The 16894-nt window shown below is 60.0% G+C and carries 14 protein-coding genes and 2 pseudogenes; 6 read left to right on the top strand and 10 right to left on the bottom strand.

Annotation, left to right across the window (positions count from 1 at the left end; genetic code table 11):
• Positions 1 to 2: 2 nt before the first annotated feature.
• Entirely contained in the window at positions 3 to 2057 is a 2055-nt protein-coding gene (gene glyS, locus Q7F16_RS09180) for a glycine--tRNA ligase subunit beta (RefSeq protein WP_046063383.1), read from the bottom strand.
• A complete protein-coding gene (gene glyQ, locus Q7F16_RS09175; RefSeq protein WP_003177094.1) occupies positions 2054 to 3007 on the bottom strand; it encodes a glycine--tRNA ligase subunit alpha in 954 nt (317 codons plus the stop codon). Before glyQ ends, glyS begins: the two co-directional genes overlap by 4 nt.
• 81 nt (positions 3008 to 3088) lie before the next feature.
• On the opposite strand from glyQ, the gene Q7F16_RS09170 reads away from it, so the two are divergent.
• The 6 genes from Q7F16_RS09170 (at position 3089) to Q7F16_RS09145 (ending at position 9845) form a co-directional block, all read left to right on the top strand.
• Positions 3089 to 3646, top strand: a complete 558-nt coding sequence (locus tag Q7F16_RS09170) for a DNA-3-methyladenine glycosylase I (protein ID WP_046063384.1) — start codon at positions 3089 to 3091, stop codon at positions 3644 to 3646.
• Between the two features lie 43 nt (positions 3647 to 3689).
• Entirely contained in the window at positions 3690 to 4577 is an 888-nt protein-coding gene (locus tag Q7F16_RS09165) for a lysophospholipid acyltransferase (RefSeq protein ID WP_046063385.1), read from the top strand.
• 280 nt (positions 4578 to 4857) lie between these two features.
• The gene (locus Q7F16_RS09160; RefSeq protein WP_409555679.1) at positions 4858 to 5904 is read left to right on the top strand and encodes an NAD(P)/FAD-dependent oxidoreductase; all 1047 of its coding nucleotides are present in this window, start codon (positions 4858 to 4860) and stop codon (positions 5902 to 5904) included.
• 901 nt (positions 5905 to 6805) lie between these two features.
• Positions 6806 to 8362, top strand: coding sequence for a methyl-accepting chemotaxis protein (locus Q7F16_RS09155; RefSeq protein WP_046063388.1), 1557 nt, complete (start codon positions 6806 to 6808; stop codon positions 8360 to 8362).
• A gap of 175 nt (positions 8363 to 8537) precedes the next feature.
• Positions 8538 to 8891 carry a VOC family protein gene (locus tag Q7F16_RS09150; protein ID WP_079302092.1) on the top strand — a complete coding sequence of 118 codons (354 nt, stop codon included), beginning with the start codon at positions 8538 to 8540 and terminating at the stop codon, positions 8889 to 8891.
• Between the two features lie 165 nt (positions 8892 to 9056).
• Positions 9057 to 9845, top strand: a complete 789-nt coding sequence (locus Q7F16_RS09145; protein WP_095974692.1) for an SDR family NAD(P)-dependent oxidoreductase — start codon at positions 9057 to 9059, stop codon at positions 9843 to 9845.
• A gap of 119 nt (positions 9846 to 9964) precedes the next feature.
• On the opposite strand, the pseudogene Q7F16_RS09140 reads toward Q7F16_RS09145, so the two are convergent.
• The 8 genes and pseudogenes from Q7F16_RS09140 to phnX form a co-directional block, all read right to left on the bottom strand.
• A pseudogene (locus Q7F16_RS09140) lies at positions 9965 to 10249 on the bottom strand (hypothetical protein); the annotation flags it as partial.
• Positions 10250 to 10282: 33 nt separating this feature from the next.
• Complete coding sequence (locus tag Q7F16_RS09135) at positions 10283 to 10702, bottom strand: organic hydroperoxide resistance protein (RefSeq protein WP_003196182.1); 420 nt, start codon at positions 10700 to 10702, stop codon at positions 10283 to 10285.
• Between the two features lie 420 nt (positions 10703 to 11122).
• A complete protein-coding gene (locus Q7F16_RS09130) occupies positions 11123 to 12247 on the bottom strand; it encodes a GGDEF domain-containing protein (RefSeq protein ID WP_079302090.1) in 1125 nt (374 codons plus the stop codon).
• Between the two features lie 252 nt (positions 12248 to 12499).
• On the bottom strand, positions 12500 to 12874 hold the full coding sequence (locus Q7F16_RS09125) for a lysozyme inhibitor LprI family protein (RefSeq protein WP_079302089.1): 375 nt from the start codon (positions 12872 to 12874) through the stop codon (positions 12500 to 12502).
• Between the two features lie 239 nt (positions 12875 to 13113).
• Positions 13114 to 13587 carry an HD domain-containing protein gene (locus tag Q7F16_RS09120; RefSeq protein WP_409555835.1) on the bottom strand — a complete coding sequence of 158 codons (474 nt, stop codon included), beginning with the start codon at positions 13585 to 13587 and terminating at the stop codon, positions 13114 to 13116.
• Positions 13588 to 13719: 132 nt separating this feature from the next.
• Positions 13720 to 14850 (bottom strand): annotated as a pseudogene (locus tag Q7F16_RS09115) (TIGR03364 family FAD-dependent oxidoreductase); the annotation flags it as partial.
• A 150-nt stretch (positions 14851 to 15000) separates the two neighbouring features.
• Positions 15001 to 16020 carry a putative 2-aminoethylphosphonate ABC transporter substrate-binding protein gene (locus Q7F16_RS09110; protein WP_046063393.1) on the bottom strand — a complete coding sequence of 340 codons (1020 nt, stop codon included), beginning with the start codon at positions 16018 to 16020 and terminating at the stop codon, positions 15001 to 15003.
• Between the two features lie 44 nt (positions 16021 to 16064).
• Positions 16065 to 16892: a phosphonoacetaldehyde hydrolase gene (phnX, locus tag Q7F16_RS09105; RefSeq protein ID WP_046063394.1), complete on the bottom strand. Its 828-nt coding sequence runs from the start codon at positions 16890 to 16892 to the stop codon at positions 16065 to 16067.
• Between the last annotated feature and the right edge of the window lie 2 nt (positions 16893 to 16894).

Below are 16894 nucleotides of genomic sequence, written 5' to 3'. Positions count from 1 at the left end.
CTTTACCCCAGCAAGGAAATATCGGCGACGCCGAGGAACAGCCCACGCAGACGCGCCAGCAGCGCGTAACGGTTGGCGCGTACTTTGGCGTCTTCGGCATTGACCATCACTGCCTCGAAAAACGCATCCACCGGTTCGCGCAGTGCAGCCAGGCGCGCCAGGGTTTCGCTGTACTGACGTGCCGCCGCCATTGGCTGGACCGCCTGGTCCGCCTGCTGGATCGCCGAATACAGGGAAAACTCGTTGGCGTTGTCGAAGTACTTGGCTTCGACGGTGGCCGCGATGTTGCCGTCGGCCTTGCCCAGCAGGTTCGACACCCGCTTGTTCACTGCCGCCAGCGCTGCCGCTTCCGGCAATTTGCGGAACGCCTGCACCGCTTGTACACGCTGGTCGAAGTCCAGGGCCGAACCCGGTTTCAGGGCACGCACCGACAGGTAGGTGGCGACTTCGACACCTTCGTCTTCATAACGCGCACGCAGGCGGTCGAAGATGAATTCCAGCACGGCATCGGCCAGGCCGGCAGCCTTGACCTTGCTGCCGAACGCATTGACGGCGAACGCCACTGCGTCGTTCAGGTCCAGGTCCAGCTGCTTGTCGATCAGGATCCGCAACACGCCCAGCGCCGCACGACGCAAGGCATACGGGTCTTTGCTGCCGGTGGGCAGCATGCCGATACCGAAGATGCCGACCAGGGTGTCGAGCTTGTCAGCGATCGCCACGGCCGCACCGGTCAGGGTGGTCGGCAGCTCAGCGCCAGCACCGCGGGGCATGTACTGCTCGTTCAGTGCCAGGGCCACGTCCTGCGGCTCGCCATCGTTGAGGGCGTAGTAGTAACCGGCGACGCCTTGCATCTCCGGGAACTCGCCGACCATCTCGGTGGACAGGTCGCACTTGGACAGGATCCCGGCACGGGCCGCGCGCTGGGCGTCGCCGCCGATGCGTGGGGCGATGAACGCCGCCAGTTTCGACACGCGCTCGGCCTTGTCGTAGACGCTGCCGAGTTTTTCCTGGAACACCACGTTGCGCAGGCGCTCGTTGAAGCTTTCCAGCGGCTGCTTCTTGTCTTGCTTGAAGAAGAACTCGGCATCGGTCAGGCGCGGGCGAACGACTTTTTCGTTACCGGCGATGATCTGCTGCGGGTCCTTGCTTTCGATGTTGGCGACCGTGATGAAGCGCGGCAGCAACTTGCCTTCGGCGTCCAGCAGGCAGAAGTACTTCTGGTTGTCCTGCATGGTGGTGATCAAGGCTTCCTGCGGCACTTCAAGGAAACGTTCCTCGAACGAGCACACCAGCGGCACCGGCCATTCCACCAGCGCGGTCACTTCGTCCAGCAGGTTGGCCGGCACGATGGCGGTGCCTTCCTGCAGGGTGGCCAGCTCTTCGGTGCGCTTGCTGATCAGTTCGCGGCGCTCGTTGGCGTCGGCCAGCACGTAGGCGGCACGCAGGTCGGCCAGGTAGTTGGCCGGCGAGGTGATGCGCACGCTCTGTGGATGATGGAAGCGGTGACCGCGGGAATCGCGACCGGCCTTCTGGGCCAGGATCGTGCAATCGATGACCTGGTCACCGAGCAACATCACCAGCCATTGGGTCGGGCGAACGAACTCTTCCTTGCGCGCGGCCCAGCGCATGCGCTTGGGGATCGGCAAGTCATTGAGGGAATCTTCGACGATGGTCGGCAACAGGCTGGCGGTCGGCTTGCCCTTGATGCTCTGGCTGTAGCGCAGCTTCGGGCCGCTCTGGTCGATTTCGCTCAGGTCCACGCCGCACTTCTTGGCGAAGCCCAGGGCAGCCTGGGTCGGGTTGCCGTCGGCATCGAACGCGGCCTGGCGTGGCGGGCCGTCGAGATTGATGCTGCGGTCTGGCTGCTGGGTCGCCAGGGCGGTGATCAGCACGGCCAGGCGGCGCGGCGCGGCGTACACCTGTTTGGCTTCGTAGCCCAGGCCGGCAGCTTGCAGGCCTTTGTCGATACCGGCCAGGAACGCATCGGCCAGGGTGTTCAGGGCTTTGGGTGGCAGTTCTTCGGTGCCCAGTTCAACCAGAAAATCTTGAGCACTCATTGTGCAGCCTCCAGCTTAGCCAACACTTCATCACGCAGGTCCGGGGTCGCCATCGGGAAGCCCAGCTTGGCACGGGCCAGCAGGTAGGCTTGCGCAACGGAACGCGCCAGGGTGCGCACACGCAGGATGTATTGCTGGCGCGCGGTCACGGAAATCGCCCGGCGTGCGTCCAGCAGGTTGAAGGTATGGGACGCCTTCAACACCATTTCATAGCTCGGCAACGGCAGCGGCTGGTCCAGCTCGATCAGGCGCTTGGCTTCGCTTTCATAGAAATCGAACAGTTCGAACAGCTTCTCGACGTTGGCGTGTTCGAAGTTGTAGGTCGACTGCTCCACTTCGTTCTGGTGGAACACATCGCCGTAGGTCACTTTGCCGAACGGGCCGTCGGCCCACACCAGGTCGTAGACCGAATCCACGCCCTGCAGGTACATGGCCAGGCGTTCCAGACCGTAGGTGATTTCGCCGGTGACCGGGTAGCACTCGATGCCGCCCGCTTGCTGGAAGTAGGTGAACTGGGTCACTTCCATGCCGTTGAGCCAGACTTCCCAGCCCAGGCCCCAGGCGCCCAGGGTTGGCGATTCCCAGTTGTCTTCGACGAAACGAATGTCGTGCACCAGCGGGTCGAGGCCCACGTGCTTGAGCGAGCCCAGGTACAGCTCCTGGAAGTTTTCCGGGTTCGGCTTCAGGACGACCTGGAACTGGTAGTAGTGCTGCAGACGGTTCGGGTTTTCGCCGTAGCGGCCGTCAGTCGGGCGGCGGCTGGGCTGCACATAAGCGGCGTTCCAGGTTTCCGGGCCGATGGCACGCAGAAACGTGGCAGTGTGGAAAGTGCCGGCGCCTACTTCCATATCGTAGGGCTGAAGTACCACGCAACCTTGCTCGGCCCAGTATTGCTGGAGGGCGAGGATCAAGTCTTGGAAGGTACGCACGGCTGGCGTAGGCTGGCTCACGAAATTCACCTGTTTCTTGGGCTGCGATTTAAAGAGCGGGAGTATACCCGATTCGTTCGTGCGCACGCCCCCTGGAGCCTTATGCCACGCTGCTTTTGGTGTTCTGACGATCCGTTGTACATGGCTTATCACGATCAGGAGTGGGGCACGCCGCTGCGCGATGCGCAGGGTTTGTTCGAGTTGCTTTTGCTCGAAGGGTTCCAGGCCGGGTTGTCCTGGATCACCGTTTTGCGCAAACGCGAGCGCTACCGGGAGGTGCTGTACGGCTTCGATGTGCAGCGGGTGGCGCAGATGAGCGACGCCGAAATCGATGAACTGATGCTCGACCCCGGCATCATCCGCAACCGTCTCAAGCTCAAGGCCGCCCGCCGTAACGCCCAGGCCTGGCTGGCGCTGGAAGACCCGGTGGCGTTTCTCTGGTCGTTCGTGGGCGACAAACCCATCATCAACCATTTCAAGGACCGCACCGAAGTGCCGGCCATCACGCCCGAGGCACTGGCGATGAGCAAAGGCTTGAAAAAAACCGGGTTCACCTTCGTCGGGCCGACCATTTGTTATGCGCTGATGCAGGCCTCGGGCATGGTCATGGACCACACCCAGGATTGCGACCGCTACGCCGAGTTGGTAAACGGCGGTTAGAATAGCCGGCTCGCAACACGGCCCATACATTCAGGAGTGACCTGTGGATAAGTTGAAAGGCGCCTTGCTGGTCGGCGCTCTGCGGTTGTTTGCGCTGCTGCCCTGGGGCGCGGTGCAAGCGGTGGGCTCGGCCATTGGCTGGTTCATGTGGAAGCTGCCCAACCGCTCCCGCGATGTGGTGCGGATCAACCTCGCCAAATGTTTTCCCGAGATGGACCCGGCCGAGCGCGAACGCCTGGTGGGCCAGAGCCTCAAGGACATCGGCAAATCCCTGACCGAAAGCGCCTGCGCCTGGATCTGGCCGGCCCAGCGCTCCATAGAGCTGGTGCGTGAAGTCGAAGGCCTGGAGGTGCTGAAAGAAGCGCTGGCCTCCGGCAAAGGCGTGGTCGGCATCACCAGCCATTTGGGCAACTGGGAAGTGCTCAACCACTTCTATTGCAGCCAGTGCAAACCGATCATTTTCTACCGTCCGCCCAAGCTCAAGGCGGTGGATGAACTGCTGCGCAAACAGCGGGTGCAGTTGGGCAACAAAGTCGCCGCATCGACCAAGGAAGGCATCCTCAGTGTCATCAAGGAAGTGCGCAAGGGCGGCCAGGTGGGCATCCCCGCCGACCCGGAGCCGTCTGAATCCGCTGGCATCTTCGTGCCCTTCTTCGCCACCCAGGCCCTGACCAGCAAGTTCGTGCCGAACATGCTCGCCGGCGGCAAAGCGGTCGGCGTCTTCCTCCACGCCCTGCGCCTGCCGGACGGCTCCGGCTACAAAGTCATCCTCGAAGCCGCCCCGGAGGCCATGTACAGCACCGACACCGAAACGGCCTGCGCCGCCATGAGCCAAGTGGTGGAGCGCTACGTGCGGGCCTACCCGAGCCAGTACATGTGGAGCATGAAACGCTTCAAGAAACGCCCGCCGGGTGAGGCGCGGTGGTACTGAAGGCCTGTTGCTTGGGTGTGATGAATGCTTGATCTTGAACACCCAAGAACCCCTGTGGGAGCAGAGCAAGCTCAGCTCCCACAGTTTTCGGGTTTGTTCACAGACATCGCATCCATCCCCAATCCCTGTGGGAGCGAGCTTGCTCGCGATAGCGCCCTGACAGCCGCCGCCTAACTAACTGACCCGACCCTCCAGTGGCGAGGGAGCTTGCTCCCGCTGGGCTGCGCAGCAGCCCCAACCGGGCTAACGTATTCCCCCAGGCAAACCCAACGGAGGCCGAATGGATAGCGGTCCAGGCAAACGCGTCATCGTCATCGGTGCCGGCATCGTAGGCGCATCCCTGGCCTACCATCTTGCGACCAAAGGCGCGAATGTCACGGTGGTCGAGGCCGAAGGCATCGCGTCAGGCGTGACCGGCAGCTCATTCGCCTGGATCAACACCTCCCATGGCGAACCCGACCCCATTGCGCCATTACGCGGTGCTGCCATCCAGGAATACCGCCGACTCGAAACACAGCTGCCCGGCCTGAAGATCCAATGGACTGGCGCCCTCTCTTACGGCCCGAGTTCAACAGCGTCGGCAAGCCGGATATCCCAATCACAGATCCGTGAACTTGAGCCAAACCTCAAGAATCCTCCTCAACACGCTTCGTATGCGGCGGAAGAAGGAGCGCTGGACGCCGTAGCAGCAACCCATGCGTTGATTGCCGGTGCTCAAGCGAATGGCGCGAAAGTGCTCACTCAAACGCCGGTTCTCGGCTTTAAAACCCAGGGTTCCAGCGTGCGGGGTGTTGAAACCGCCGTGGGCGTCATCGAAGCCGATATCGTCGTATTGGCAGCTGGTACAGGCATCACGAAGCTGACCAATCTGCTTGACGTCCGCCTGCCCATAGAAGCCTCCCCGGCAATTTTCATCCGCTACAACTCGCCACCCAACCTGGTGCGCACCCTCATCTCCAGCCCTGAAATGGAAGTGAGGCAAACCCCGGAGGGTGCGTTGCTGGCGGCCGAAGACTACCTGGACGACGCCTTGGAAAACCAACCATCGGAGATCGCGCAGCGCACCGCCAACGCCATCAAAAGCGAACTCCACGGCGTTGTCTCCCTGGATCTGCAATCGGCTCGTGTCGGATACAGACCCATGCCTGCCGATGACCTCCCCATCATTGGTTATCTTCCGCAGGTTGGTGGCGTATACGTGTGCGTCATGCACCCCGGCGTAACCCTGGCGGCGATTGTGGGTCGTCTTGCCAGTGAGGAGATCATCGACGACCAGGTATCCTCTGCCCTCAACCCCTGCCGTCCGGATCGATTTTTCCAAGTTTAGCGAGGGCTGAGTGGCCCAAATTCGCCTACTCCCCAATCAGTGATGTATTTGGAACTCCGAATGGTGCTTGATGGCCGATTTATCATTTTATCGCCGGGAACCTGACCCGGCCTTGAATACAGGCCCGCCATGCCCAGCCCTCACCATAAAACAGTCAATAATTAAAGCGTCATATACCCAATGAATAACTACTACCAAGAGCAGTCTATTTCTGCGCTGTCTTGCTAGCCATAAGTCGAATACAGCCTTCATAAACTGAGCCTTATAGTGCGCGACGCAAAAACAATCTCGACCTTTAATTAGTCCTGGATGGTTTAGATGTCGCTAAAAAGACTTAAGACTAAAGCGCTTCCAATCACTGAGGAGTTGTTGCAATTACTACGGGCTACACAACACGCTCAGACTGTATGGAGCGTCACCGTCAATGATATTGACGCGTCATGTGATGAGGTATGGCTTGCTCGAATGTGGGAGGTCGAGGGCCTCGAAGCCCGATACAGAGCCTGCCAAGACCGGCTGTTTCTTTATCTAAAGCAAGTCATCCAGATCTGAATCTTCCGTCACACACTGTACGGTTTCCGGCGCTCGCAACAGAGGTGCGGATCCACCAGAATCGAGCGATCATGAACATTCGACTAAAGAACTAGACAGTTTATGAGTGTTTGAAAAATACCCCTTAGTTCGACAGCGGACCTCTCGCGCAATCGCCGGCAGGCTGTGAGCTGTAACCTTTCAGCGACGCCTTAACCAAATAGCCTGGACATAGCGCTATTTTTTTCACGCATGAGGCGAGTTGCCCTCCAGAGCACTTTGGTTGCCACTCTACAACTAAAGCAATCAGGTTCATGGTCGACACTCAGGACGCCATTTTCAATCCATCTGAGTTACAAATGGAGTCTTTATGTTTGACTGGACCAGCAACATCCGTGTCAGCGCGAAATTAAGCTTGGGCTTCGGCCTGGTACTAGGACTTGCGTTGTTACTCGCATCCACGGGTTGGTACGCCATTACGACGTTGACCGACCGCGGCGTTAAAATCGAGAAAATTGCTCAAATCAGCGATTACACCAAAGACCTGCGAATCAGTCGTTTACGTCTAGGTGCAAACCCTCAACCAGATGCCTATCAACCGCTGCAGAAAATTCTGGGCAATCTGGCAGCCCACTTGCAAAACATCAACACCCAGTTCACTGCCCCGATTGACCAGCAACTGATTCAACAACAGAACACATCGGTCAAGGAATACGGACAACTGCTGGTTGATCTCGCCAAACCCAATGCTGACCAAGTGCCCATATTTAAACGTATGGGGCAACTGGGTGATCTGTTGCTCGATACGACACAAAAGCTCATTGACTCGCAAAATACCAAGCGCGATGCCGACGCCGCGTCTGCCAAGGTTCTGCTGGGTCTTGTCGCTGCCTTGACGTTGCTACTGGGCGCACTCGCAGCGTGGATCATTACCCAACAAATCGTTAACCCACTGCAGTACACGCTACAGGCCGTGAATCGTATTGCCAGGGGGGATTTGAGTGAGCCCGTGCAGGTCAATCGGTGTGATGAGTTGGGTCAGTTGCAATCAGGTCTTCAGCAGATGATGCTCAACCTTCATGAACTGATCGAGGGCATTCGATCCGGCGTCATTCAGGTTGCCAGTGCTGCCGAACAGCTGTCGGCGGTCACCGAGCAAACCAATGCGGGCGTCAATAATCAGAAAACCGAAACGGATCATGTCGCCACCGCGATGAGCGAAATGACCGCAACGGTGCAAAACGTCGCTCGCGATGCTGAAGAGGCCTCAACTGCCGCATCCGCCGCGGATCAGCAAGCCTCTGAGGGAGAGCAAATCGTGAATGAGGCCATAGCGCAGATCAAGCGCTTGGCTGAAGAACTCAATCAGTCGGCCGATGCTGTACGTCATCTCCAGGAACAAAGTGAAAAAATCGGTGGGGTACTCGATGTGATAAAGGCGGTGGCCCAGCAAACCAATCTGCTGGCGCTGAACGCGGCCATTGAAGCCGCACGCGCCGGCGAGGCTGGCCGTGGCTTTGCGGTGGTAGCAGATGAGGTGCGCAGTCTTGCCTTACGCACCCAGCGTTCCACCGAAGAAATTGAAAGTCTGGTGGCCGGTGTACAGAGTGGTACCCATGCCGTTGCCTCAGGCATGGAAAGCAGCCAGCTGTTGGGCGAGAGCAGCGTCGAATTTACCCATCGCGCGGTGATCGCCCTGGAAAACATCACGAGTAAAGTATCGATCATTCAAGCCATGAATCAGCAAATCGCCACCGCAGCGGAGCAGCAAAGCGCAGTCGCCGAGGAAATCAACCGCAGTGTCATCAACGTTCGCGACATCTCCGAGCAGACGGCAAGCACTTGCGAGGAAACTGCTTCTTCAAGTACCGAACTCGCACGGCTGGGTCATGAACTGGAAAGGCTGGTAGGACGCTTTAAAGTGTAGACGTGGCAGAGATGGCGCCGTTTTGCACCCGCAATACCTCAGGTATCACGGGTACCGGCGCCAGCTGTGTTCCTTCTCTGCCTTCAACCCCTGCCGTCCGGATCGATTTTTCCAAGCTCGGTGAGGGGTAAATGGCCTAAGCTCGCTTACTCCCAAATCAGCCAAGGAAGCGTCAATGGGCATTCAAGGTAAAGACCGTCAGATCGATAACATCGAGTTCAATGTCAGCGACATCGACCGCAGCAAAGCCTTCTATGCGAGCGTATTTGGCTGGAGTTTCGTCGACTACGGCCCGACCTATACCGAATTCAGCGACGGTCGCCTGACCGGTGGCTTCACGACCGGTGAACCGGTGCGCCCGGGCGGCCCGTTGATCATCCTGTACGCGGATGACCTTGAAGGCACCCAACTCAGACTCGAAGCCGCCGGGGCGACCATCAGCCGTGAAGTGTTCGCGTTCCCGGGTGGAAGGCGTTTCCACTTCATCGACCCGGATGGCTATGAGCTGGCGGTGTGGTCGGCTTCCTGATGGTTGATTGATCACGAGGAGGCGCAAAGCCTCAATCGTGTCCATGATTAAGGGCCTGCGATATCGGCGACGTTGGGATGGCAAAGCCATCCCTAGATCCGTCGGATTACCGTCCAGTCAGAAATATCGCACTTCCTCTGGCTCATTAATCAAGGAGTCCCCCTCATGAATATCGACTTCACCGGACGCCACGTCTTAGTCACCGGCTCCACCAGCGGTATCGGTTTTGCCACAGCCAAAGGCTTCCTCGAATCCGGCGCCCACGTGGTCATCAACGGTCGCAGCGAGAGCAGCGTGGAGGACGCGTTGCAGCGCTTGGGCGCCCTCGCTTCCAGGGCCGATGGCTTTGTTGGCGATCTGAGCAACGCGCCGGGCTGCCAGGCACTGATCGCCAAATACCCACGCTTCGATATCGTCATCAACAACCTGGGCATTTTCAAACTGGAAGACTTTTTCGAGACGCCGGACAGCGAATGGCAGCGCTTCTTTGAAACCAACGTGATGTCCGGCGTGCGTGTTTCCAGGGCCTACGCGCCGGGCATGGTCGAGCGCGGTTGGGGGCGGATTGTGTTTGTCTCGTCGGAATCGGGCGTGAACATTCCCGCCGACATGATCCACTACGGCTTCACCAAAACCGCCCAACTCTCGATCGCTCGCGGCCTGGCCAAGCGCCTCGCCGGCACCGGCGTGACGGTGAACTCGGTGCTGCCTGGGCCGACGCTTTCCGAAGGCGTTGCCCAGATGCTCCAGGCAGACGTCGAGCGCACCGGGGACAGCCTGGAAAAGGTCGCGGCAGATTTCGTCAACCAGCACCGCAGCACCTCGATCATCCAGCGCGCGGCACGCGTCGAGGAAGTCGCCAACATGATCATCTACGCCAGCTCGGAACAGGCCTCGGCCACCACCGGAGCGGCGCTTCGTGTTGATGGTGGGGTGGTGGATAGCATCGTTTAGGATCCTGGGACACGTTGCAAAAAAACGCCGCTTCCTCATGAGAGATAAGCGGCGTTTTTTCTTTTGGAAGCAACATGGGCTGATTCGACCGGTTTTCGGAGCGGTGAAGGGATTGTTCAGCTCACTCTGTTTTGCAGCCGATCCGAGCCGCCTTCAGCGACGCGGTTTTCCATCAGCCGATCCGAGCCGCCTTCAGCTACGCGGTTTTCGATGAGTCGATCGGAGCCGCCTTCGGCCACGCGGTTTTCGATGAGTCGATCGGAGCCGCCTTCAGCCACACGGCTTTCGATCAGGCGATCCGAACCACCCTCGGCGAACGTAGGTTGAACAGAAGAAGTCGCGAACGCATTGCCGAGGGACAGTGCCAGAAGCGAGCCAATGAGAGTTTTGTTGAGCGTTTTCATGTCCTGATCCTTTTTATTCGTAGATGAAGTGAGTTAGACGGTGACGTGCAAACGGACATCGACGTTGCCGCGTGTCGCGTTGGAGTACGGGCAAACCTGGTGAGCGGCGTCGACCAGCGCTTGAGCATCGGCTTGATCCAGACCTGGCAGGTTGATGTGCAGGTCGATGTCCAGACCGAAACCGCCAGGGATCTGGCCGATACCGACATGTGCCGTGATCGAGGCGTCAGCAGGAATGCTGCGTTTGCTTTGGCTGGCGACAAACTTCAATGCGCCAATGAAGCAGGCGGAGTAGCCGGCAGCGAACAACTGCTCAGGGTTGGTGGCTTCACCACCGGCGCCGCCCAAGGCTTTTGGAGTGGCCAGTTTCACGTCGAGAATCTTGTCGCTGGAAACAGCACGGCCATCACGGCCACCGGTGGAGGTTGCGACTGCGGTGTAGAGAACGTTCATGGTGTTTCCTCTTTTGCTGATTGGTCTGATCAAAGTCATTTGGTTTGCGCTAAATGTTTGCGCGCTAACCAGTTGCGATAAAATTAACGGATGAATAATTAGCGCGCAAGACAAATTTTGAGAAATTTACCAATTAATAATTAACTAATTGATCTAAAAGGAAATTTATTTTTAGCCTCTGCAATGTTGCCAGCCCGGGTGAGCTGCGAGGTGAGCCAAGGGGAAGGAGGTGCTAGGGGGGATCAGCAGGACCAGCGCAATTGCAGGCCTTCAAAGAGAGGGAAATTCATAAGCAGAATGATAGGTTTCGACCGTCCCCACGCAGAGCGTGGGCACGATCAAACGCGGGATCAGGGAAAAGTACAAAAAAACCGCCGAATTGGCGGTTTTTTGGTTTCGCGCTGGGCAAAGCCAACCCGGCTAAGCAACAGCCACTCGATTACGCCCCAACGCCTTCGCCCGATACAGGGCTTTATCCGCATCGTTCATCAAGCTGTGAAGATCCTTATTGCAGGCTTCTGTCGACGCGACGCCGAGGCTGGCTGATATATGGTGAACAGGCTCGATCATCAAACCCGCGATCGTATCGATGAGCCGTTCTGCAATCTGGGTGGCAACCTCAATGGAAGTGTCCGGGAGCAGAATGGCGAACTCTTCGCCCCCGAGCCGACCGTGGATATCGGTTGCCCGAAACGACGAACTGATGACCGTCCCCATCTGGCGCAAAACCTGATCGCCGACCTGATGGCCGTAGGTGTCGTTGATGTGCTTGAAGTGATCCATGTCCAACATGACCGCGCACAACCCTTGCCGCTTGGCCTTGCATTCGTTGTAAAGCTGCTGGGCATGCTCGAAAAATGCCCGTCGACTCTTCAGGCCGGTCAGTTCATCGGTTTGTGCGGCGCGGGTTGAAATGCTGTTGGCCTGTTCCATTTCACGGGTGAGTCGAAAGGCGATTTCCAGTGCCTGGGACATTTTGTGCGTAGCGCGGGCCGCAAATGCCGTGAATACCAGAATCGAAAGGGCCATGCCGACTTGAATCGGGGACGGCTGAAACAGCAGCCAGATCGTGCACGGCAACAACACCACGCCAATGGAGACCAGTGTCATGTCGCGGTAGGCCGAGTAGCAGGACACCGCGCTGACCGACATGCCGACCGTAAAGAGCATGACCAACGCCTGCGATAAAAGATCGTCCGCCGGCATGATCACAAACGCGCCGCCGCCCCAGATGCTGGCGGATAACACCAGCGTGACCCAGTATTTGCGCTCCCAACGTTCAGGCGTTCGCTGATTTTCGTCGCTGCGGAAATAGGCAACAAACATCGCGATACGCAACAGCGTCGATGCGGTCAGGATGCCCAGCCACCAAAGAATGACACCGTGCTCAAACCGACCCCAGCACAGCCAGCTCAGCATGATGGCAGCCAGGTAACTACCAAAAACCGCAGAAACGGATTGGCGAAACAGTTGCTGCAATCGGTCAGTTCGCACTTGCTCGGCTATTACAAAATCCTGGCCATTGCGCAATCTTGGGCCATACATTTGAACCACCTGGTTATGACGCAACAAAAAAACGATTGTGGCACCCTGCCATTACCGTAAACAACTGAATTACTGTGACGAGGGGATTTATTCCCAAACGCGATGCAGGAACACAAACCCTCCGTGGCGAGGGAGCTTGCTCCCGCTGGGCTGCGAAGCGTCGAGCCGCGGTAGCGGGTGAACCCGCCAAAGAAAAACCCGACGCTTTACGTCGGGTTTTTCAGCGAGAGCAAGCCCGACGTCGTTTACGGGTTACTCGACTTGCGACAGCTTGGCGTCGTCGCAACCGGCAGCACGGCACTCGCGCTCGACAGCTTTGAGTATGACGATACGCGCCTCGGTCTTCTCGTTGGCACAGTCCAGGTAGAGCAGGCCATCGTTGGAACAGGCGCTGTCACGATTTTTGATCCACTGGATTTGAGCGGCTTTCACTTTTTTCTTTTGCTCCGGGTTCAGCGCACTCATCGTCTTCTTGTATTGATCATTGATGTCCTGATCCGACTGAACCATTTTCAGCGACGCGCAATAGGTTCTGTCATAGGCGTTTCTAGGGTTATCGCAACTCATCGCAGATGCCGATGCGGATGCCATTGCCAACAATGTCCCAACCAACAAAGACTTGATCACTTACTTCTCTCCCTGAATACCCTCTATTGATTAGAGGTCGTGGCGGGGAATTTATCATGGGGGTTGTAGAACAATGAAGCAGATCCTAGGGTTCATTCGGCCCGAACAAGGGGCAAATGCTGATAGGGGTTCGGGAGCAAGTGATCGCTGAAAGAGACTTCGTCGTTCCCACCGCTCTCGGGCCCCAATTTACGGGCCAAAACCAAGCCCTGTTTATTGCGCTGGTGTGATCCTTTCCATCAAGGTATCGCCGCCTGGTAAACACGTATCGCAAGCTGCTCCAAATCGCCGAGATCGGTTGAAGGTCTCCCGGAGACCTTGGCCGCCTCGTCCCAGCGGCGCAAACGCAGGCTGTCGGCAAACAGCGGGTCGGCCTCGAAAGCTTCGGCCTCAGGGGTCGTCATCGGTCCGCCCTGCCAGTGCAGGGTCTGCCGGCTGGCCTCACTCAACCCTGCCAGATAAGCCGGTTCGCGCCAGCTCAGGTAACGCTTGGCGTCAACATGCCGCGCCACCAGCCCCGCCAGGCGCTGGGAGAACCCCAATCCCAGCAACCAGCTTGCGCCCACCCGCTCGTGGCCTCGACGGCCCAGGCCGGCCATTGAGTTTTCCGCCGTCAGCGGCGCACAGAAGTGCCCGACATCGTGGCAGAAAGCGGCCAGCACCAACTCCTCGTCTGCCCCTTCGTCACGTGCCAGCTCGGCGGCCTGGACCATGTGTTCGAGTTGGCTGACCGCCTCGCCGATGTAATCCGCCTGCGCCTGCTGGCGGCACAGGGCAAACAGCTCGGCCACCGCTTGTTCCGCGCTCGTGCGATGCAGGCTTGTGGCGTTGGCCCGCGGCCATTCTCCTTCGCCGAGCAAGGCCGCCAGGCTGCGCTCACCGAGGCCGAGGCCGACGCTCATGCCCAGGCCGGTGTGCATCAGTACGGCGCTGACGCCTGCTCCGGCTTGCACCACGCTGAACGGGCCGGGCCCGCGCGAGCCATATACGCCCTGCCAGCGTTCCAGCACCTGCAGCTTGCCGCCCAGGGTGTGCTCGGCCAGCGCCAGCATGAGGTCGTCCACGGCCTCGGCATTGAACGGCGAGGCGTCGTCGCCGTAGTCGTGGGAGTCGCCGATGATCAGCTCGCCATGGGGCGTCGGGCTGACCAGCAGGTGGATGCCGTGGGTTTCCAGTTCTGGCTGCTCGCGGCGGATCTGCGCGCGAATGGCCTCGGCTTCCGGCAGATCGGCGAAAGCGCCGTAATGCACGCAGCTGAGACCGGTGAGCACCGCGTGTTGCAGGTCCAGCGGCTGTTGCAGGCGGGCGCGCAGCATCTGCAAGCGACACACCGAAGGCTGGAGCGCGGCCAGCGGCTCTGCCAGCAAGGTCTGATAATCGTGTCCGGAGCAGACCACGATGTGCCTGGCACTGGAGCGCCCGGCGCTGGTCAGGGCGCTACCTGGCTCGACGTCTCGCACCAAGGTGGAGAAATGGAACTGCACGCCCAACCCGCGCAGGTAATCGACGATCTGCGGCAGTGCCTCACGGGAATACAGCTGCTGGTCGTCGAGGCCATGCAGGGCGGCGCGATGGTGGGCGAAACGCCCGCCGTACAGCCCATCCAGCGCGGCACCGCGCACCAACTCGACACGGTAGCCCTGTTCACGGGCACGGCCTGCGCAGAAGGCTTCGAGCAAGGCTTCTTCGGCTTCGCTGCGTGCAAACAGCAGTGAGCCCTGTTGCTTGAGCTGCAGGCCGGCGGCCTGGCCCAGTTCGGCCCACAGGCCGCGGGACTGGCGAGCCAGGTCGAGCATCACGCCGGGTGCCTGGCCAGTGACCAGGGCCTGGCCGAAGTTGCGGATGGAGGCGCCGAGCGGCGTGTGGCTGCGCTCGAACACACGTACCTTGAGGCCGCGCTTGGCGCCGGCCCAGGCATGGGCGAGGCCGAGCATGCCGGCACCGACGATCAACAGATCGCAGTCGTGCTGACTCATGGGGAAACTCCTGGAACGAAAAAGGTGGCCGTCAACGCAGCCGGATGAATCAACGTGCAGCAGTGATGGGCAGAACCCCTCTGGCAAGGCTCGCGGGCGAGCCGTACAGCAGACCCGCGTCACACCGCCAACAGGATTCTGCCGGCCACTTCACTGGGCGACAGGTTCGGACTTGCCGTCGTAGCGCTTGCGCCATTCGGCGAGGATCTTGTCGCGGTTTTCCGAGGCCCAGGCGAAGTCGTTCTTGATCAGGCGCTGCTCGTAGTCGGCGGGCAGTTCCTGGAAGCGCTCGGCGATGCCCGGCTGGGCCAGCACGGCGAAATTTGCCTTGTACAGGTCCATGGCCTCGCGGCTGGCGGAGAAATCGGCGAGCTTCTTCGCCGCGTCCAACTGCTCGGTGCCTTTGATGATGCCGGTGGCCTCGATCTCCCAACCCAGGCCTTCCTTCGGCAGGACGATGTCCAGCGGCGCACCCTTGCGCTTGAGCTGCACTGCCGGGTACTCGAAGGAGATGCCGATGGGGAACTCGCCGGCGGCGGCCAGCTTGCACGGCTTGGAGCCGGAGTGGGTGTACTGGCCGATGTTCTGGTGCAGCTTGTCCATGTAGGCCCAGCCCTGCGGCTCGCCGAAGGTCTGCAACCAGGCGCTGACGTCGAGGTAGCCGGTGCCGGACGAAGCCGGGTTGGGCATGACGATCTTGCCCTTGTACACCGGGTTGGTCAGGTCTTCCCATTTGGTCGGCTTGGGCAGGCCCTGCTTCTCGGCCTCGATGGTGTTGAAGCAGATGGTCGCAGCCCACACGTCCATGCCAACCCAGGCCGGTGGGTTGGCGGTGTCGCGGTAGTTGGCGCCGATCTTGTCCAGGTTGGCCGGGGCGTAGGCTTCGAGCATGCCCTGCTGCTTGAGCACCGCCAGGCTCGAGCCGGCCAGTCCCCACACCACATCGGCCTGCGGGCGATCTTTCTCGGCCAGCAGTTTGGCGGTGACGATGCCGGTGGAGTCGCGTACCCACTTGATCTCGATATCCGGGTGCAGCTTTTCGAAGGCGGCCTTGTAGGCGGCCAGCTGTTCCACTTCGAGGGCGGTGTACACGGTCAGCTCGGTGTTGGCCTGGGCCTGCATGGCGCAAGCGGCGAGCAGGCCGGCGGCCAGAGCGGTGCGTTTGAACATGAAGAGCTCCTTGGTTGGTATTGCGTGGCGTTGGTTATTTGAATTCAGTTGGCTTGCGGACTCTCGCCCCGGGCCAGGCGAGCGTTGATCGCGTCGATCACCGGCGGCAGTTCGGCGAGGGTGTCGATCAGGTAATGCGGCCGGCTCGGCGCGAACAGCGCGTCGATGCGCGTGCGCTCGGCTTCGCGCTGCGCGGGTGTCAGGGCCTGGTACTGCGCCCAGTCAAGGCCCAGGAAGTTGCCGGAGAAGCGCAGCGCCACGGTCCACATGCCGGCGCTGCGGCCTTCGAGGATGCCCGGCTCGGTGTCGTCGACCTTGACGCAGGCGGCCACGTCGTCGAGGCCGAGGGCGATGACGTTGGCCAGCGCCTGGGCCGGGCTCGGCCGGCCCTTGGGCACCTCGTCGGTGGCCACCACGTGGTCTGGGCGGTATCCGTTGGCGGCGGCCAACTCGACCACCCTGTCCATCACCTGTTTGGGATAGCCGGAGCAGCTGCCGAGCTTGAGCCCGCGCTCGCGCAGGGCGGCGATACACGCCAGCGCGCCGGGGATCAGCGCCGAGTGTTCGCCGACCTTGGCGATCTGCAAGGGCATGAAGCGCTCATAAATCGCCGTCACATCTTCGTCGCTTGGCAGACGGCCGAAGCGGCGTTGGTAGCGCTCGGCAATCGCCGGCAGGTTGCACAAGGCGCGGATGTGGTCCCACTTGCCCATGCCCATCGGCCCGCGCGCTTCGTCCAGGCTGATCTCGACGTCGAAACTGGCGAAGGCCTCGACGAAGATGCGGGTCGGCGCGAAGGAGCCGAAATCGACCACGGTGCCGGCCCAGTCGAGAATGGCGGCGTGCAGGCGGTCGGGGTGTTGGTAGTGCATGG

The sequence above is a fragment of the Pseudomonas sp. Lb2C2 genome (assembly GCF_052112205.1).
GTDB lineage: Bacteria > Pseudomonadota > Gammaproteobacteria > Pseudomonadales > Pseudomonadaceae > Aquipseudomonas > Aquipseudomonas kilonensis.
This window is presented reverse-complemented; position numbering and strand designations above follow the sequence as displayed.